Source organism: Ferroplasma sp. Type II, assembly GCF_000496155.1.
The window spans coordinates 12,495-30,639 of sequence record NZ_KI542707.1; the positions used below are offsets into that span (position 1 = coordinate 12,495).

Annotated in this window: 16 protein-coding genes and 2 pseudogenes; 8 read left to right on the forward strand and 10 right to left on the reverse strand. The window is 36.3% G+C overall.

Annotation, left to right across the window (positions count from 1 at the left end):
* Window positions 1-78 precede the first annotated feature (78 nt).
* Entirely contained in the window at window positions 79-1,752 is a 1,674-nt protein-coding gene (locus AMDU4_RS04795) for an FAD-binding protein (protein ID WP_021786852.1), read from the reverse strand.
* Window positions 1,752-2,069 carry a Rieske 2Fe-2S domain-containing protein gene (locus AMDU4_RS04800; RefSeq protein ID WP_021786853.1) on the reverse strand — a complete coding sequence of 106 codons (318 nt, stop codon included), beginning with the start codon at window positions 2,067-2,069 and terminating at the stop codon, window positions 1,752-1,754. The genes AMDU4_RS04795 and AMDU4_RS04800 overlap by 1 nt, the downstream gene beginning before the upstream one ends.
* Window positions 2,070-2,197: 128 nt before the next feature.
* On the opposite strand from AMDU4_RS04800, the gene AMDU4_RS04805 reads away from it, so the two are divergent.
* Together AMDU4_RS04805 and AMDU4_RS04810 are read left to right on the forward strand one after the other, a co-directional pair.
* Window positions 2,198-3,040 (forward strand): SMP-30/gluconolactonase/LRE family protein, encoded by an 843-nt coding sequence (locus AMDU4_RS04805; RefSeq protein ID WP_290704231.1) that lies wholly within the window; start codon window positions 2,198-2,200, stop codon window positions 3,038-3,040.
* Window positions 3,041-3,122: 82 nt separating this feature from the next.
* Window positions 3,123-4,518, forward strand: a pseudogene (locus tag AMDU4_RS04810) (MFS transporter).
* Between the two features lie 36 nt (window positions 4,519-4,554).
* On the opposite strand, the gene AMDU4_RS04815 reads toward AMDU4_RS04810, so the two are convergent.
* The 4 genes from AMDU4_RS04815 to AMDU4_RS04830 form a co-directional block, all read right to left on the reverse strand.
* The gene (locus tag AMDU4_RS04815; RefSeq protein ID WP_021786857.1) at window positions 4,555-5,127 is read right to left on the reverse strand and encodes a DUF99 family protein; all 573 of its coding nucleotides are present in this window, start codon (window positions 5,125-5,127) and stop codon (window positions 4,555-4,557) included.
* Window positions 5,124-5,987: a ribose-phosphate diphosphokinase gene (locus AMDU4_RS04820; protein WP_021786858.1), complete on the reverse strand. Its 864-nt coding sequence runs from the start codon at window positions 5,985-5,987 to the stop codon at window positions 5,124-5,126. Before AMDU4_RS04820 ends, AMDU4_RS04815 begins: the two co-directional genes overlap by 4 nt.
* Window positions 5,988-6,152: 165 nt before the next feature.
* Window positions 6,153-7,079, reverse strand: coding sequence for a zinc-binding dehydrogenase (locus tag AMDU4_RS04825; RefSeq protein ID WP_306766119.1), 927 nt, complete (start codon window positions 7,077-7,079; stop codon window positions 6,153-6,155).
* 132 nt (window positions 7,080-7,211) lie between these two features.
* Entirely contained in the window at window positions 7,212-8,627 is a 1,416-nt protein-coding gene (locus AMDU4_RS04830) for an MFS transporter (RefSeq protein WP_021786860.1), read from the reverse strand.
* A gap of 234 nt (window positions 8,628-8,861) precedes the next feature.
* Here AMDU4_RS04830 and AMDU4_RS04835 point away from each other — a divergent pair.
* From AMDU4_RS04835 to AMDU4_RS04850, 4 genes and pseudogenes are all read left to right on the forward strand, one after another.
* Window positions 8,862-9,318 (forward strand): annotated as a pseudogene (locus AMDU4_RS04835) (peptidylprolyl isomerase).
* Window positions 9,319-9,390: 72 nt separating this feature from the next.
* Window positions 9,391-9,741: a hypothetical protein gene (locus tag AMDU4_RS04840; RefSeq protein WP_021786862.1), complete on the forward strand. Its 351-nt coding sequence runs from the start codon at window positions 9,391-9,393 to the stop codon at window positions 9,739-9,741.
* A 5-nt stretch (window positions 9,742-9,746) separates the two neighbouring features.
* Window positions 9,747-9,983 (forward strand): hypothetical protein, encoded by a 237-nt coding sequence (locus tag AMDU4_RS04845; RefSeq protein WP_021786863.1) that lies wholly within the window; start codon window positions 9,747-9,749, stop codon window positions 9,981-9,983.
* Complete coding sequence (locus tag AMDU4_RS04850) at window positions 9,952-11,865, forward strand: type B DNA-directed DNA polymerase (protein WP_021786864.1); 1,914 nt, start codon at window positions 9,952-9,954, stop codon at window positions 11,863-11,865. The genes AMDU4_RS04845 and AMDU4_RS04850 overlap by 32 nt, the downstream gene beginning before the upstream one ends.
* Here AMDU4_RS04850 and AMDU4_RS04855 read toward each other — a convergent pair.
* Entirely contained in the window at window positions 11,830-12,918 is a 1,089-nt protein-coding gene (locus AMDU4_RS04855) for a Cdc6/Cdc18 family protein (RefSeq protein WP_021786865.1), read from the reverse strand. The two genes, AMDU4_RS04850 and AMDU4_RS04855, sit on opposite strands and share 36 nt — an antisense overlap.
* 437 nt (window positions 12,919-13,355) lie before the next feature.
* Here AMDU4_RS04855 and AMDU4_RS04860 point away from each other — a divergent pair, with 437 nt between their 5' ends.
* On the forward strand, window positions 13,356-14,276 hold the full coding sequence (locus AMDU4_RS04860) for a hypothetical protein (protein ID WP_021786866.1): 921 nt from the start codon (window positions 13,356-13,358) through the stop codon (window positions 14,274-14,276).
* 571 nt (window positions 14,277-14,847) lie between these two features.
* The gene (locus AMDU4_RS04865) at window positions 14,848-15,096 is read left to right on the forward strand and encodes a hypothetical protein (RefSeq protein WP_290704234.1); all 249 of its coding nucleotides are present in this window, start codon (window positions 14,848-14,850) and stop codon (window positions 15,094-15,096) included.
* 469 nt (window positions 15,097-15,565) lie between these two features.
* On the opposite strand, the gene lysS is transcribed toward AMDU4_RS04865, so the two are convergent.
* The 3 genes from lysS to AMDU4_RS04880 are packed head-to-tail and all read right to left on the reverse strand — an operon-like array spanning window position 15,566 to window position 18,095.
* A complete protein-coding gene (lysS, locus tag AMDU4_RS04870) occupies window positions 15,566-17,089 on the reverse strand; it encodes a lysine--tRNA ligase (protein WP_021786870.1) in 1,524 nt (507 codons plus the stop codon).
* A gap of 2 nt (window positions 17,090-17,091) precedes the next feature.
* On the reverse strand, window positions 17,092-17,673 hold the full coding sequence (locus AMDU4_RS04875; protein ID WP_021786871.1) for an orotate phosphoribosyltransferase-like protein: 582 nt from the start codon (window positions 17,671-17,673) through the stop codon (window positions 17,092-17,094).
* Complete coding sequence (locus AMDU4_RS04880) at window positions 17,670-18,095, reverse strand: HIT family protein (protein ID WP_021786872.1); 426 nt, start codon at window positions 18,093-18,095, stop codon at window positions 17,670-17,672. The genes AMDU4_RS04875 and AMDU4_RS04880 overlap by 4 nt, the downstream gene beginning before the upstream one ends.
* Window positions 18,096-18,145: the final 50 nt, after the last annotated feature.

Below are 18,145 nucleotides of genomic sequence, written 5' to 3' on the forward strand. Positions count from 1 at the left end.
CATTTTATAGGGAGAATTTGGCGGCGCGGGATACGGGAAAATCATACTGTGCATATCTTTGATTTATAAATATCTGGTTTATCTATTAACATAGTCATAGAGTTTTTCTATGAATTCGTGTGAATCCATAACCATGCCGAAATCCGAATGCTTGAATATATTGGCTTCAGGATCCCTGTTGACAGCTATTATTTTATCTGCATATCTAATGCCCACAGTATGGTTATCCGAACCAGATAGACCAATAGCAATGTATAACTCAGGCGATATTGACATGCCGGTGATACCTATCTGGAATTGCCTTGGAATTCTTTCCATGTCTACAACCCTTCTTGTTGCTCCCACAGAAGCATTTATCTTTCCGGCGATTTCAAGAATTGCTGATATGTCGTTTATATGTACCCCAGTGCCAATTCCAAATATAATGGGAGTATCCAGCATGTGCATCCTATTATCAATGGGAATGGTTTCAAGTTCCTGGAAATACTTGCTTTTTTCCAACCTTACATTCTGCACTTCGTATGATTTACTGGTGAATTTAATTTTGAACATGCCCTTTCTCACAGTTGCCATATCCGGTACTGTTTTCGATTTTATAACTGCTATTATGCCGCCGCCAAAGGATGGCTTATACTGGATCATCTTGCCATTCTCAAATTTTATGTCCACACAATCGGCGGTAAGTCCGAGACCCATGGATGCCGCAATATGCGATGATATATCCCTGCCATTAAGATTGGAGGGGGCAAGAACGTGGCTGACCTTATTTTTTCTTATAAAATTCTCCACATATTCTGAGAATGAAACATTGTCGGAATTTTCCAGGAATATATATTTATGGCATGCCATTCCAGCCAGGCGGGAAGGGGCAATATTTCCGATGATTATTATTCTATGACCTCCAATTTCCGCTATTTTAGAAGAAATTTCAAGGGATATCCGGGGATCATCCACAGCCAGTCCCAGAAAGATTTTCTCTGTGGCCGGATTGCCAAGAGTTAAGTGTTCTTCTTCCTGTACAGGCTTTCTAGATTCGTTCATTATTCGCAAAAGTTCCTGAAATGTGATAAGTTTATTATTTCTTGTACCGTTCATGGAAAATGTATCGATAACCTCAGTTGGTGAGTCGCTTCCTTTCCATGTAGTGAACCCAGAATCGTATATAGTTATATTTTCAACTTTTGCATATGGATCTATTTGCCGGGCCCTGTTGATTTTCTCACTAACAGAGAATAATGCAGGTAATGAAACTTCCAGTTTTCTCAGTCCGTTATCTTCATCCCTTGACACTATCACGCTGTTTTCCATTATTTCTATTGAGGATACGTTTGAAACAAAGTTATAGCCAGCCATTTCTGCAGTTTCAGGTGGTACCTGGGATGTTTCACCATCCAGTGATGATTTCCCCGATAAAACTATATCAGGATTTATATGCATAATTAGTGATGAGAGTATACGTGATGTCACGTATGTGTCTGCACCTGCAAAATTACGGTCGTTCAACAATATGGCATGGTTTATGCCCATCTTCATTGAGTCGTTTAGTATATCCGATGCATCTACTGGGCCCATAGAAACCACATATGTTTCACATTTATATTTCTCAGACAGCCTTACTGCGGCTTCAACTGCCTTTTTATCATAGGAATTGAATAATAGCTTCACACCAGTTCTTATTATTCTCTTCGTTTTTTCATCGAATTTTATTGCATTAACATCTGGTATCTGTTTGACCAAAACCATTATCTTCATCAAAGTTCCACCATTATCATCCCATCTTCAACTTTTGTATTGTATACATTTAGATTCTTTATTGGGCCGCTTTCACCTTCCGGACCTGAAACTACCTTTCCATCTTTCAGGTTAAAAGATGCAAAATGTGCTGAACAGACAATATTGCACCCCTCTATGAAGCCTTCGGAGAGAGAGGTTTGCTCATGTGTGCAGTAAAGGTCACTAACGTATATTTTACCATTTACCTTTGCAACAAGCAATGGAACGCCACCTACTGTAACATCCCTAATCGTGTTGTCATCGAGTTCCTTGCCTTTAAACAGAGTTTCCCACATGATTATTAATAATTATGAGGATTATAATCTTTATGGGAATATTTATTACATGAAAATCAATAAAAATTTTTGTATAAGTTACAACCATTCACGCCAGAAATATATAATATAAAGGTAATAATACTTACATGATGAAAGCTAAGATAGTGAGTGAATCACCTCAGTCAAAACTGGGCGAATCACCTGTATGGAAAGATGGTGTATTGTATTATGTCGATATTTTAGAGGGAAAAATATACTCATATGATGGAAATATAAAGGTACTGCATAGCGACAGTATGATCCCATTCATAGTCCCATGCAATGATGGGTTAGTGTTTGCAACTAAGGATTCCATAAAACACCTGATATTCAAAAACGATGAAGTTAAAATGCTTTTTGACATGGAATTCGAACCAGATATCAGGTTTAATGATGGAAAATGCGATATGAAAGGCGTGCTTTTTGCGGGTACTATGGACATGAATGAAAAGGAACCATTAGGATCTTTATACAGACTCGATGACCAAGTTAACAGAGTTCTGGATGACATAACAATATCCAATGGAACAATTTGGGATGCGGATAAAAAAATTATGTATTATATAGACTCCCCAACAAGAAAAATAAGGGTTTTTGACTATGATGCAGGTAATTCCTCTATTATTGGTGAAAGGAAAAGCATAGATGTTTCTTCATTTATGGGAGTCCCAGATGGTATGACTATAGATTCCCTTGGAAATTTATATGTGGCCTTCCATGGAGGATCATGCGTAGTTGTTTTTGATGGTTCTGGAAAGGTTCTGAGAAAAATTTACGTGGGGGCAAAAAACGTAGACTCCTGTGTATTCGGAGGTGATGATATGAAAACACTGTATATTACAACGGCTATGGATGAAAAGGGAAATGGGGGGCATCTATATAAAATAAAAAATGATGTGGAAGGCATGCCCACAGCGGAATTTAAATTCTGCAATTCGAAATTAATATAATAAATATATATAACACATATGAAAATATATACTATATGGGGTAATTATATATATTTTCAGATTATATTAATAATTGAGGTTAATGGCGGATATATTTGACGATTTAGATAAACAAAAATTTGGATGGTTTCATGCCCGATCAATACTAACCACAGGCATGGGAGTATTCACTGACGGCTACGATTTGTCCTCTGTGGGAATAGTTCTTCTCATTATACTATCATCATATGGCATTACATCCAGCACCCCGGGCTATGTGTTAATAACAAGCCTTGTAGCTGGTACCGCACTTATTGGTGCTGCAGCAGGTGCTTTAGTTTTTGGAGAGCTCGCGAGAAGAGGAAGAGTGAAATTCTATGGTGTTGATGTCCTAATACTTGGTGTTGGTGCATTGATGCAGATATTTGCAGTAAATGTATGGGTTCTCATAATAATAAGGCTTATCCTGGGAATAGGGGTTGGAGCTGATTATGTTATGTCTCCTATAATAATGGGAGAACACTCCAATGCAAAGGACCGGGGCAAGGCCATGGGTTTTGGATTCGGAATGATGTGGGGGTTCGGAGCCTTGACGGCTGCCTTTACATTCATGGTTTTCGGCCCTATACTGGGTGTTTCTGACGCAATATTATGGAGAATTGTCCTGGCAGCTGGTGCAATACCGGCGCTTGCTGTAGTATATTTGAGAAGAAATGCCAGAAACGCCAAGATTTATTGCCAGAATAGCTGGGGACAAAAAAACTTTCGAGCAGGAAGTAAACTATATTGCACACAAGAGTGTAAGAATTCAGGGAGATATACAGGATAAGCACAATTTTAAGTATTATTTCCATAAATACAAAAGGCAATATATTGCGGCAATGTTATTATGGTTCTTTTATGACCAGGTAGCCTATGCAGGCATATTATTTGGCCCTACCCTGATTGCGAAAAAAATGGGATTATCCCCTGATGCCTGGACATATTTAATGGAGGTATTTACCATAGTAGGAGGAATAGTCATGCTGGCGCTCATTGACAGGAAGGGAAGGAAATTCCTTCAGATAGCCGGTTTTATGGGCATGGGCATATTCCTGTTGATATTTGAGGAAATAAGTGGACTGGGAATTGTAGCTGCACTCCCAATAGCGGGAATGTTGGTTTACGGAATAGGGATGAACTTCTTCAACCAGGCAGGTCCGGGATCAATAACAGCTTCCGGGTTATATGGCGTTGAACTTGCACCGGCGAAGATAAGATCGCAGATACAATCTTACACAGTATCTGCCGGCAGAACCGGTGCAGCAATTGCCACATTTGTTTTCCCTGTACTGTTTCTAACTGTAGGTGAAGTATATGCCTTTTACTATCTTGCCGCGCTTGCAATGATTTCAGCCGTTGTCACACTAGTATTCATACCAGAAACAAAGGGTGCCCTTGAGGATTCTTCTAATGAAACAAATGAAATGAAAGATGTTGTTGTGGCTGGCAGCAAATAATTTTTTAAATTTTATGGTATATTTTTTTTATCAATTTTATGTTTTTCCATGGCTTTCTCCATTTATAATTGCGGTGGCTATCAGATGTGCCATTCTTATAGGTTCTGGTATATTTCCCATCACAGTAGTCTTTTTTATCAGGTAAATGGCTTCATTCTGCGATATGCCAGAACAATTTATATACAATTTTTTTCCATCATATCCAATTTCATTTACTGAAGTCTTTTTTAATATTTCTATTCTCTCAGCATAATCAGAAAAATGCAATTCCAATGCAGAAAACATGGAATCCATATCTGGCTTTTTCCTTGTTATAGAAATTATTGGGATTCCTGTTGCCTGGTTTATCGTTGAAATATCCATGATATTGAATCCGGCAAATGTAATGCCGTTGGACATGATAAAATCTATATCTTCCCTGAAACGCCCATAGACCATTGATAATATTGTTTCAGTGGAATCTATGCCATCAACTGTTATATTCCTGACTGAAATTCCTTCCACATAGGAATTTACCCTCATTAAAACTCCTACTAGAACAGTTTTTGTATCAGAATCCCTTTTGAATGGGCCATCGTCCAGCCCAAGGATCCTGAGTCCGCTTTTCATATGCTTATCTTGCTTTTCAACGATGCGGCAATTTCATCGGCAACCGTTATATTGCTGTATTTTGTCTCTATTGTGTCAGTTACGGCAAGCTCGTTCACGTATTTTTCAATTTTTTCATTGCTGTTATTGGCAAATACGCCGTGTATAGCGCATGCATATATATTTTTGGCACCACTCCTTCTCAGCATATTGGATGCTTTCATTATTGTGCCGCCAGTTGAAATGATATCATCGAGCAGGAGTATATTCTTATCCCTGTAATCCTCTTCCGGAAGTATCATCTTTACTGTAGTAGAATCTATTCTTTTTTTATCAATATAATATGCCGGAATACCCAGTTTTGCAGCCATTAATTTAACACGTTCATAACCGCCATCATCCGGTGACATGACAAAATCTATATTTTTATTCTTGAAGTAGTTATATATTGGGTTTATGATTTTTATATTTGTAAATGGTATATCAGAATAATCAAGGGTTTGTTCATTATGGAGTTCCACAGTGATAATTCTGTCGGCATACTGATTTATTGCCTTTGTAAAGACCTTTGATGATACGGGTTCACCATTATTATACCTCATATGCTGCCTTGCATATCCAAAGAATGGAACAACTGCGGTAATGCTTTTAGGGTCTTCCTCCTTGATGGCATCCAGAAGCAGAAGATATTCAACAATATCAGAATCACTTCTTGTGTTTCCCACAAGAAGTACATCCTCTCCATTAACATCGTCAATTATCTTCAGATACATTTCATTGTCCGGAAATCGTTTCCTGACAACCCCGGAAACATTGCATGAAAAAATGCTTGCCAGTTTCCTTGATACGTTATAAGCGGTAGATGAGGGAACAATATACATTTTATTATCTATACTTTATCAATAACTTTTAAAAAAGGTTTTTGTTTATTTAAATTTTAACATTGATGAATGATAGCCACTTCGAACGAAGTTAAATACAGCTCCATGAAGATTCCGCCAGCAACCTTTGAAGTGGGAAGCTCCCTGCAAAATCTGGGAAGGAGGTCACTTATACTGTATTAATAATCTGCCGAATACATTCCTGTCAAGCATATCCTTATAGCCTTTGTTTATGTCAGAAAGCTGTATTTTTCCACCTATTACGGGTAATATCAGTGATTTGGACAGTTCAAGTGCTTTCTTGAGGTCTTCTTTCGTGGAGCTGATACTGCCTTTTATACTGATGCCCTTTAGAATAATTAGACCAAGTGGAAGTTCAACAGGCTCCGGTTTCAAATTTCCTATTACTACCAGCCTCCCACCGGTCTTCAGGCTTCTCAGGCTTTTTGAAAATGTTGCAATACCCACATCCTCCAGCACAATATCTGCCCCCTGACCGGTTATATCTTTAACGTCTTTGTTATATTCCCTGTCCGGTGAAACAATATATTCCGCACCAAGCTTATAAAGTTCTTCCTCCTTCCACTTTGAACTTGTTTCTGCAATTGGATGTCCTCCCAGCGCCTTTACCATCTGAACAGCGTGTACACCTACACCTCCTCCAGCTCCGGTAATAAGAACATGGTCTCCCTTTTTGATTTTGCCTACTCTTGCTATTGCGTGGTAAAGCATTGCTATGACACATGCAGCAATAGGGATTATTTCATCCGGAACTCCTTCCGGTACCTTTACAAGAGACCTTGCATTGGCATTTACATATTTTGAATAGCCGCCGTTTATTCCCTCCCCATAAGCAATTTTATTGGGACACAAATTTTCATTACCTGAAAGGCAGAATTCGCATTTTCCGCATGGTATGTATATAAGGCTTGACACTTTATCGCCTATGCTGAAGCCCCTGACATTCCTGCCTTTTTTTATTATTGTTCCGCCTATTTCATGGCCGGGTATTATGGGAAGTGAAACTCTTGGAAAGAATCCTTCCTGTGTAAGTATATCTCTAAAACAAACACCGGTATATTTTTGTTCTATTGTTACCTCGTTATTCCGGGGTCTGGTAGTTCATAATCTCTTAAAACTATTTCAGAATTTAATTTTTCCAGAAATCCAGCTTTCATTCCTTAAAATATCAAATATATATTTAAAAATTGTTAAAAATAAAAATTAATCAGATTCCCGGTGTTCCTGCGCCGATCCTGGAGATTGTTTTTCAGATCCGGATCCGGGTTTCTTTGTTCCATGCATGGCGTTGATTTCAAGTGTTTTGTCCTTTGTTTCAAATGACAGTAGATAAAGAACTATTCCGCCTATTACCACCATTATGGTATCGTATATGAAGGAATAGAACAGCCCTATATACGCATATAATGTCAGTGCCGGCAATGCAAGCCCAAACTCAAATAGTTTTTCCCAGCCAACTGCCAGACCTCTGGATTTTGTTGTGGAAACCTCTGCTGCAGGGAGGTACTGAAGAGTCCCAACCAGCCCCACATTTATGAAAAAGAATAGGCCAAACATAGATATTACAAGGGGAATTGTCATTGCATGGTATACATCAGCGAATATTAGCACAGCCAGTGGTATGGCGCCAAGAACGAAACCGAAAAGTCCCATTAATCTTCTTCCTATCCTGTCCACTACAATAAGTGTCAATACAACACCAAATGTTCCTATTATATCTATTATAAGTGCCCCTTCTTCGGCAAAGAATGATGAGGCTCCAAGGCCTGTCAGGACTGTAGTTGCATATACGCTCACAAGGTTAACTGTTAGGGCATATGCAGCCCCTATCCAGAATATGTATGCAACCGTTTTCCTGTTCTTTGAATTAAAAAATTCGTGCATATTTTCCCTGATTGTCTGTGGTTTATCTACTATTATTGTTTCGGGATCTATGTCTATGCCCTCCTTATGCAGCTTCTTAAGTATTTTTGGTATAAGGTCTTTCCTTCCTGAAGCTTTAGCCCATCTCAGTGATGCTGGCATCTCAAACCTTAATCCAAATAATATTATTGCGGGTACTGCAGCTATAAGGAAATCATATCTCCATGCAAGAAGTACTCCCACATAATATGTGAATCCCATACCTATTACCACAGTCGCTATTGTTCCAAACATAAAAAATAGTTTTTCTGTTGATAGGAGCCCACCTCTTCTATGGGATGGGGAATATTCTGAAAGAAGTGGCACTGCAGCTGCATAATCCATTCCTATAAATATTCCAAGTGCAAGCCTTGTTAGGAAATATGTTATATAACCAGTGGATATTGCACTGAGAACTGCGAAAACTGCCATCCCTATTGTATCATATAAAAATATCTGTTTCCGCCCTATTGCATCTGATGCTATTCCGCCGAATATTGCACCGCCTGCCACACCTACCCAGTAGGCAGCTGTGGCTACCGCAACAAGTACAGGGGGCAGATGGAATAGTATGCCTACCGCAATCAGCGATATTGATGCACCAAATTCATTAAATGCATCTGTAAATGGCCCAAGTGCAGCAGTTACAGCCAGTCTTCTTTGGAACTTACCAACCTTTGCATTATCTATGGCTGCGTAAATATTATCATTCTGCATAGGGTAATATCATATTATATTATTTAAATTTATCTTATATTATTGACGAATATTTAAATACTATAATTTTTAACTTATGATTATTTCCTTATAATAAGCACATTGTATAATAATTTCTATGGTAATTTTTGCTTTTTTCTTTATGTGTATATAATTCTATTAATAGTTACATAATTACACCATACTATGGCGTCTGCGTGGAAAAGTATATAATTATAGATATTATCAGAGCATATGGCAATAGCAGAGCTGGAAACCAGTATAGGGAATATTGAAATTGAACTATTTGAGAAGGATATGCCAATTACAGCAGGCAATTTCAGAAAACTTATTGAACAGGGATTCTATAATAATACTATATTTCACCGGGTTATACCTGATTTCATGATACAGGGTGGTGATCCCACAGGAACTGGAATGGGTGGCCCGGGTTATAAAATAAAGGATGAGTTCACAAAAAACAACAGAAATGACAGAGGAACTATAGCTATGGCAAATGCAGGCCCGAACACTGGAGGGTCACAATTTTTCATAAATGTGGTGAACAACAACTATCTTGACAAAATGCATCCTGTATTCGGAAAGGTTGTGAAAGGGACTTGATGTGGCAGATAAAATAAGCAAAGTGAAGAGGGACAGGAACGACAGGCCTCTTGAAAAGGTTGTGATCAAGAAAGCCACTATAAAATAAAATTATTAACCTCATTTTCTCATTTTTTCCTCAATGACAAAACTATTTTCTTAACATTATCATTTTAATTTTATGAAGTATTTCAGGATAATAGAGATAGAAAATGTTGATATATCATCCGAAATAGCAAAATATAAGTCCACAAAACTTTTGATATCCGATGGGATACGATTAGGAAGGAATATCATGCATTATGATATAAAAATACAGAGAATTCTGACTCCTTATCAACTGGAACGCATAATAATAGATGGAGGCATTGAAAGGTATCTTATATTGATTTCCTCCTCTGTTTTTGACTCCTGGAGCCTTATAGTGATCGATGAATTAAGTTTTATAATGGAGCAGGCAGCATACAATGGCAATATGATAATATTCGAAATTGTAGGTTATAAAACGGTAAATGAGGCATTTATGGGGTGATAAAAATGGGAAGAAACACACAGTCGCCCAGGGAATATGTAAAATCAATGGAGGAAGAGATACTCTCCATGCATACATATATGAAAAAGGGAGATATTGAAGTACTGAAAACCATTCTTTCAATGGCAGAGAAACACTCAAATGAAATCTCTAACTTTAATCAGTTTTTCGCTGCCATTATTGTGGAATTGTATAAGAAAATAGATGAATATGGAGACAATAATAAACGCCACTGGTTCTGATTTGATAGAACTGTGGATCTATAAATCCGGAAATATAGTTAAAAAGTATTTTAATAACAGGACATGGATATTTGTTGCAGGTGATGCATATAATTTATCCATGCTTGAGAGGAGCCTGGACGCTACTAATTACATTTATCGCTATACTTCAATGACCGATATTTACGGATTTCACAGGGGCATTCAGATATATCTCAGGCCATCGAAGTCCATGGATATTGCATCTAGAATCGAAAGATCCTTTGGTTACAGACTGAAAATTTATAATGCTGATATAAACAGCATTTTAAGGTTCATGGTAAGCAGGAGGCTTGAATTCTACAACATCAATAATCCATATGAAGGGGATATAAATTTGCCCACTGCAAAAATAGAGCCATTTTCTGCTGGTGGAAGAATAAAATATGCTGTTATAAATGGCCACAAATATTCCAGCAATATATATGAGGAAGTTTACAGGGCAATAGAAGAGAATACCATTATAGTATACCGGAATTATAGCAATGAATTCAATATATTGATTGAGGAAATGGAAAAACATGGTTATTATATTAGCAGTAAATTTTATAGAGAAAAGACTTTTGAATCCTATGGAAGGCATTCATACATGCCAATGAACGTTAAAATAAAAAATAAAATATGTATAAATTCAAATTCATTTGTGTATAATGATGCAGGCCTTACAGGTTTAATTGAACTATCCAGAGTTTCCTCACTCCCGATTGAAACGGTTTCTTATATAACACCTGGAACAGTTGTATCTGCTGTTGAGGAAAAAGAAGCATTGAAAAGAAAAATACTTGTGCCTCTCAGAAAGGATGATTATGAAATTCCTAAAAACCCCCTGAAGTTTTTCAGTGCTGATAGAGGTGGCGTAGTTTTTAATCCAGATCCAGGAGTTTATACCAATGTATACGAAATTGATTTCTCATCAATGTATCCGGGAATAATTGTGGAGTATGGAATATCTCCAGAGAATATTTCAGGAGGAAATACAGCATTTCTATCTATGTTTCTTAGAGAATTACTGGACAGAAGGCTTTTGTACAAAGCGATGGCTAACAGATTAGAGATTTACGAAAATAGAAATAAGACATTAAAAACGCTTCTTCTTAACTCGTTCGGATATACAGGGTATAAAAATGCTAAATTTGGAAGGATAGATGCACATGAAAAAATAACAGGTATAGGAAGGGAAATAATAAGAGAGGCTATGAGAATATCAGAAAACAATGGATTTACAGTTATGCATGGAGTTGTGGACTCCCTCTGGCTTTCGGGAAACGGCAATATAGTGAAAACATTGAAGGAGATATATGAAAAAACAGGAATACATATAGTCCTGGATTCCAGCTACATATGGATTGCTTTTCTGCCCCAGAACAATGGCATTGGGTCTGCAAACAGATATATAGGATTGAAAAAAGATGGAAGTTTTAAGGTAAGGGGTATAGAACTCAGAAGAAGGGATGCTCCACCAATAATAAAGAAATTTCAGCAGGAAGCTCTTGACATCCTTAATTGTAATTTTGATGAATTGCCATCAAGAAAAGAAAATCTGGAGAACCTGAAAAAGCATTATATGAAACTTGAAAATTTTGATATTGAAGATTTTAGGATAGAATTGGGCATCAACAGGCATATTGACGAATATAAATCCAAAAATATTACATATTATCTACTGAAAAACATTGACAGGAAAAATAAAATATATCCGGGAATGGTTATTTCAGGAATTGTAATGGATAAAGCACACAACATTGTAAAAAATGGTTCAGAATTTTTTGACAGAGAATATTATACAAAGCTTTTGAAAAGGTCGTTTAAACCCTTTGATTTTATTATTTCAGAGTCTGGGAATAAGATCCCGTATCTTTATTGAAAGTATGGAAACAGGCACATCATTTATGGATATGAGTTTTGATACGCTGGACCTGTTTCCGCTACTCCTTAGGGATGATGATATAATATCCATGCCTTCAAGCTTGCGGATTATTTTGTATATTTCTGTTCGTTTGAGTTCAACACCATATTCTTCTCCTTCAAGCTCAACCTCTTTTTCTATTGAGTGCACATCAACTGAAAGAGAATCCGAAAGGAGGGAACATATTGCAAGGAGTACAACAAGCTCACTCTTATCCAGAAGTGAGAGTTTGCTTTCTGTTATATATGGATTTATAAGTGATACAGCAGATCGCACATCATCATTTTCTATTGTTTTTGAAAGCCGGTATTCTGCCATGTATGCCGCTTTTTGCAGGAGTTCTATGGCGAATCTGGCACTACCGAACTGACCGGAGATTTCAGATATATACTGGAGTATGGAATCTGGGCATGTGCCAGGATCAAGAGCCATAGATGCCCGGTCAGTTATAATGCGGTTTATTTCATCGCTGCTGTATTTATTGAATTTGAGCTCCACTATTGTTCCATATTTCCTTTCCATATACATAAATGGGCTCTCCATGGATATCAGGATAGTGCTTAATTCAGTCCCGTAGATTTCGGATGCCCTAAACAGGTTGTACAATCCTGTGGAATCACCTTTTAGTATCCCAGTGGCTTCATCTATTACAAGAATTATATTTCCACGGAAAGATATTAGGGAATTAAGGGTGGAAAAAATATCTGAGTATGAAAGCCCGCGATATGACACCGGCCTCCCCAATCTTGAAATAACATGTTCCAGCAAATTTTTTACATTTCTGAATGACAGTGCATTTTCGTAAATAATGGATTTGTTGTCCCGCATGAGAAATTTCACAGTAGAGGTTTTGCCAGTGCCGGAATCTCCATGAATTATGATATTGTTTGTTATTCCACTTGCTGATGGGTCAATAACAGTGGACTGGATAGTAGCTATTTTATCATCCCTGAAAAATAATTTCTCAGGTACATAGGAAGTGTCAAGAGGGGCAGGATTTACAACTATCATTGCATATGCAATTTCATTAAAGTAATAAATTTTCCCGTTTTAGAATTCCGTTACTTATGGTTCCGTGACTTTACACCTATTTTATTTTCATTGACTTGGGAGTACCATTTTTCAATGTTTTCCAAATACTATGGTGTGGGTACACTAATCTTTAATCATACTTTCCATATCCATTGTTTTACCTATGAGGTCAGAGATCTCTGATTTACATTCTATTTTAGATGTTACACTCTTTCCCCTTGCTGCGTAATTGAGATTTATGTGCTTCAGGTATCATACTATGAATATAAGGGAAACAGATTTATCATGTGAGTAGATTTTATTATAAAAGAATTGCAAGATAATTTCTACATAGTGAAATAGTATATTTAATCGAATGGAAATATTTAAATAAAATATAATATATATATATATATATATATATATATATATATATTATGAAACAGAGATATATAATGTTGATATCTGTAGCCATAGTAGCTTTGTTTATAATGATGGCATTTTCAGATTCTGTTTATAGTGATAAAAATAATAATATGCAAAATAGTGCTGATAGCAGCAATAATGTAAAAATTGGGAATATTACATTCATGCACAATTATAACATATCCAGTAATTACATATCAACCAGCAATATAAATAAGACATCAATAAACAGTGTGTACAGTTATGAAAATAGGGATGTTAAAAATAATGATAATAATACAACTTCCTATAAGTACGATTACATAGCAACAAACAGTACAAATTATTTATTGCAATATTATAATAATTCTAATGTAAAGTATACAATTGCATATACAGATACATTCAAGCATTATAAGGTGGAGATAGGGGATATAATATACAGAAATGGCAATGGGAATATATCATATGTCTATGCCAATATAGTTCCTATAAATTCATCTAAAATATTATTGGGAAATGAATTTACACTGGATAATAAGGGTACATACGGCAATGTAATGGAAAAATTAATAAATAGTATAAAATTAATATCATTTAACTATATGTATTCCAGTAATAAGACATTAAATAGGTTTGGCATAGAATATTCATATATTGCAACGGCAATGGGTAATATGTTAAAATCAACGAATAATGAGATTAAAAATGTTAACATAGATAAAACTGTTAGTATACTTATAGACTGGAGTTACATTTGCGATTTAAGTGTGTTGCTTGAAATAGTATCTGTTATTGGTTTAATTGGTTCGGCTGCAGCGTTGGTAGCAGCCACAGGTGGTCTTGCATTGCCTATTTTCTTTTTGGTTGTTTCCGTGATTGGGGTAATAGGGGGATGGACTGCCATGGGATACAGTTGTCATTGGCCATTAGGGAATCCCTGGTTTAATTGAGGTGAGAAATATAATGAATAAAAATAAAGTTTATAATTATATAATATTAATCGTTATAACTTCGTTTTATTTTGAGTCGATTCTCGGAATTATAGTATCCATTCATGGTCTAGCAAAAAATCAGCCAATTTTTAAATATCTTTTAATTTTATATGTCTTCATTTTAATTGTAGCGATATATGGTACTTTATACTTATTTTTTAAAAAGCATAAAATCCTTATAAAGAGTAGAAAGTGAAACGTTTAAATGTTGAGATTTTTCTAATAACATCTTTTTTATTCATAAATAATTGGGTTTTTTAGTGCCGATACAGGCAGCATTCTTTTCAACGTGGTCTTCAGTGATATATCCATTTGACGCGTAATTTACTATATTTAAAATCGAAATTTTATCCACATGATCATAATCAATATGTATGGGTATAATAAATTACAATATTAGGGAGAACCGGTTCCTGTAAATTCATCTAAAATATTACTGGGGAATGAATTTACACTGGATAATAAGGGTACATACAGCAATATAATGGAAAAATTAATAAATAGTATAAAATTAATATCATTTAACTATATGTATTCCAGTAATAAGACATTAGATAGGTTTGGCATAGAATATTCATATATTGCATCGGCAATGAACAGTATGTTGAAATCAACGAATAATGGAATTAGAAATGTTAGCATAGGTGAAAGCAATGGAATTATAATAGATGCAAATTGGTGGTGTGCTGTTTCGGCAATAGCTTCTTTGTTACGTGGGGTGCAGCAATATTTTTTGCACCTGAAAGTGGAAGTTTATCAGTTTATATTGGATATATGATAACCATGGACTTTTTAGGAGGTGTAGCTGAAATATCCGCTTTGCACTCATGTTTCGGAGGGTGGTAATTATAAATAAAAATGTATACAGAAAATTAAAACTAAAATTAAAGATGCTTTATATAATATATCCTTTGATTATTTCGTATTTGGTAATCCTATTTTTCATTTCTAAAGGTGTAATACATTATCTACTGTTATTAATGAGCATTGGGTCATTATTGCTTGGGATATTGAGTTATATTGGTATAAATAAGGAAATAAAAAACAACAATATAACAGACATAAAATTTATCTCTAAAAAATATATTGTCTTATCTTTTTTATGTACAACATTTGTTATATTACTCTTATTTTATTTATACAGGATATTCAATTGATTCGTATCATTGAAAGTTGGAGATTTTTTTATTAATTTTAAGAAATTGATGCGCAAATACAAAATTATTTTGGATGCCTGGAATATCGCTTTATGCGGGAGTGTCCGGCTGGATAAGGTTTTTTATCCTGTTTACCACATAGTTTCTGTCCATACTGGACAAAAAGTATCCAAGGCGGGGTCCACGCTCCTTATCAATGAAAACCGTGTAAAACAATGTAAATACATCCTTCGGAGTAAGATTGCGCTCGCCTATTATACTGTAAATTGTTGAGTGTATTCCATCTGAAGTCCACTCGACACCGTCAATTTTATCGAGGAATTCCTCAAGTATGGCCTTTTGATCATCCGTAAGCAGGAATTGCTTATCCGTGAGTGTAAATTTAATATTGTCTGGAGCGTATTTGGACAGCCAGTATTTTGCTATAACAATCTCATTTTTAAGGTAGTCATCTATTTCATCTTTTTCGTATCCGCTTCTTTTAAGGGCCGGAAGCAGGCTTTTACCATTTCCATATATCTGCACCAGTGTTACTATATGCCTGAAATTTATTTTTTCTGGAGCATCCAGTACCTTTATTCTTGACATTTCATAGATGCGTTTGAAGTTTTCATTGTTTGATTCATCAATGCCGAAATATGCGCGTTCCATTTTTTCATAGTCATCTATGAGGTTCAATAGCCCCATGCCTGGATCAAAGTCTATATGCCTGCCGGGGTCATTTTTGGCTATAAGGAATCTCAATATTTCCGGAGGCGCAAATGTTGTTACCTCAGATGCTGTTATTGCAACACCTGTTGAAGAATGCATAACACCCACGCCTTTCAATAGTATTCTCTCATACATCAATGGTACTGGAGGAGTAATCTTGAATACTTTATCAGCAATTTCCTTACCAGTATCGTATGATCCTCCGGCGGCAGCATGGTCTTTTCCGAATGGTTCTACGGTAACGCCAAGTGCAAACCATTTTGCGGGCCATTCAACACGCCATGGCATTTTACCGTCGTCCTTCCTTATGTCTGCTTTGTCCTCGTTGCCACATGCACTGCATTTATAATATGCATATGGGTTCTCATATCTGGTTACAATAGATGAGTTTATTTTGCCGCATTTTGAACATCTTGGCTCATAGGGGTACCAATCCTGACCAAGATCTGATCCGGCAACATCGTGCATTATTTTTGCGATTTCTTCTCTGTTGTCCATGGCTATGTTAATTGCTTCTGCCAGCTTTCCATCCCTGTATAATTCTGTTGTGCTTATAACTTCCACATTGACATTTATTTTTTTAAGGGTTTCAAGAAAAGGTTTCAGGAAATAATCTGAATATTTCCCATTTCCTTCAGGAGCAGGTATATAGCTGAGTGGCATGCCTACATATTGGGAATAGCTGTTGTCTAGAAAAGGATAGACCTTTCTTAAGGGGTCAAGATCATCGCAAAGGTATACGAATCTTGATTCCAACTTTCTGTCAAGTGATGCTTTATAAATTATATCACCAGTGAGTATTTCTCTCATATTGCCCACGTGAATCGGGCCAGATGGTGATATTCCTGTGGAGATAAGCTGTTTTCCCTTCAGATTTTCAACCAAGGCATCTGCCCAGTACATATCTATCCCACCATAGTAGCACGGATAAGTGACCTGACCGGAACATTATTTATCTCATCTGAACTTATTTTGGAAACAAGAACAACGCATAGTATCACTTCTCCTCCCTGGCTCCGTACATCGTCTATTGTCCGTTTCATTGTTTCTCCAGTACTGATAACATCATCTATTATGACAACTTTTTTACCCTTTACACCGGCAAAGTTGCTGCTGAACATACCTTCTTTCCTGGATGGGTGTGGCCTGTATACGATTAATTCTCTCTCCAGTAGATCTGATAGCATCGTTGCGTAGGGTATTCCGTTTATGGTTATTCCCATTATGGATGTTACATTATCCATGGATACATCTTCCATTATTATATCTCCCATTATCTCGGCTATTTTCTCTATTCTGTTTCCATATACTCCTATGCTGCGCCACCCGATCTTTGTATCTGAAATCCGATTTCCCCTAAGATCCTTGCTCAGAAGCCATGTTATAGTATTTACAGAAAGATGCAGCTCTGTTGATATTTCCTTATCGGACATGCCCTTATTCTTCAATTCCAATGCTCTATTATATAATTCCTCAAGACTTTTCATAATTCTACCTCTTTAATGCCTGCCCTAATCCTGGTTGCAATGATTTCAAGGTCATCAATACGGGCAGTTTCCCTTTCCCAGTTTATCTTTTTCCTGTAATACCTGGGTATTATATGTACATGATAATGCATTACCATCTGATTTGCAACCCTGCCATTGTTCTGGCCTATATTGAGCCCATCTGTTTTCAGCGTTTCCCTTATGGCTATTGCTATACGTTTTACTGCCAGCTGGAGTTCAAGGTATATATCCTTATCAACATCATATATATTTTCATAATGGTTTCTGGGTATTACAAGAACATGGCCTTCTTCTATGGGTGCATTATCCATAAATGCGAGTATGTTTGAATTTCCGTAGACAAATGCCGCATTTCCCTTATTTGCTATTTCCCTGCAGAAAACACATGTTTCATCGTACATTTAAAGTATATTGTATACAGTATAAAAAATATTTTCGTTTGTCTAGTCCA

Coding starts and splice junctions, on each gene's coding strand:
- AMDU4_RS04795 (WP_021786852.1), bottom strand. CDS start 1,752: ATGAAGATAATGGTTTTGGTCAAACAGATACCAGATGTTAATGCAATA.
- AMDU4_RS04800 (WP_021786853.1), bottom strand. CDS start 2,069: ATGTGGGAAACTCTGTTTAAAGGCAAGGAACTCGATGACAACACGATT.
- AMDU4_RS04805 (WP_290704231.1), top strand. CDS start 2,198: ATGATGAAAGCTAAGATAGTGAGTGAATCACCTCAGTCAAAACTGGGC.
- AMDU4_RS04815 (WP_021786857.1), bottom strand. CDS start 5,127: ATGAAAAGCGGACTCAGGATCCTTGGGCTGGACGATGGCCCATTCAAA.
- AMDU4_RS04820 (WP_021786858.1), bottom strand. CDS start 5,987: ATGTATATTGTTCCCTCATCTACCGCTTATAACGTATCAAGGAAACTG.
- AMDU4_RS04830 (WP_021786860.1), bottom strand. CDS start 8,627: ATGCAGAATGATAATATTTACGCAGCCATAGATAATGCAAAGGTTGGT.
- AMDU4_RS04840 (WP_021786862.1), top strand. CDS start 9,391: ATGAAGTATTTCAGGATAATAGAGATAGAAAATGTTGATATATCATCC.
- AMDU4_RS04845 (WP_021786863.1), top strand. CDS start 9,747: ATGGGAAGAAACACACAGTCGCCCAGGGAATATGTAAAATCAATGGAG.
- AMDU4_RS04850 (WP_021786864.1), top strand. CDS start 9,952: ATGGAGACAATAATAAACGCCACTGGTTCTGATTTGATAGAACTGTGG.
- AMDU4_RS04855 (WP_021786865.1), bottom strand. CDS start 12,918: ATGATAGTTGTAAATCCTGCCCCTCTTGACACTTCCTATGTACCTGAG.
- AMDU4_RS04860 (WP_021786866.1), top strand. CDS start 13,356: ATGAAACAGAGATATATAATGTTGATATCTGTAGCCATAGTAGCTTTG.
- AMDU4_RS04865 (WP_290704234.1), top strand. CDS start 14,848: ATGTATTCCAGTAATAAGACATTAGATAGGTTTGGCATAGAATATTCA.
- lysS (WP_021786870.1), bottom strand. CDS start 17,089: ATGTACTGGGCAGATGCCTTGGTTGAAAATCTGAAGGGAAAACAGCTT.
- AMDU4_RS04875 (WP_021786871.1), bottom strand. CDS start 17,673: ATGAAAAGTCTTGAGGAATTATATAATAGAGCATTGGAATTGAAGAAT.
- AMDU4_RS04880 (WP_021786872.1), bottom strand. CDS start 18,095: ATGTACGATGAAACATGTGTTTTCTGCAGGGAAATAGCAAATAAGGGA.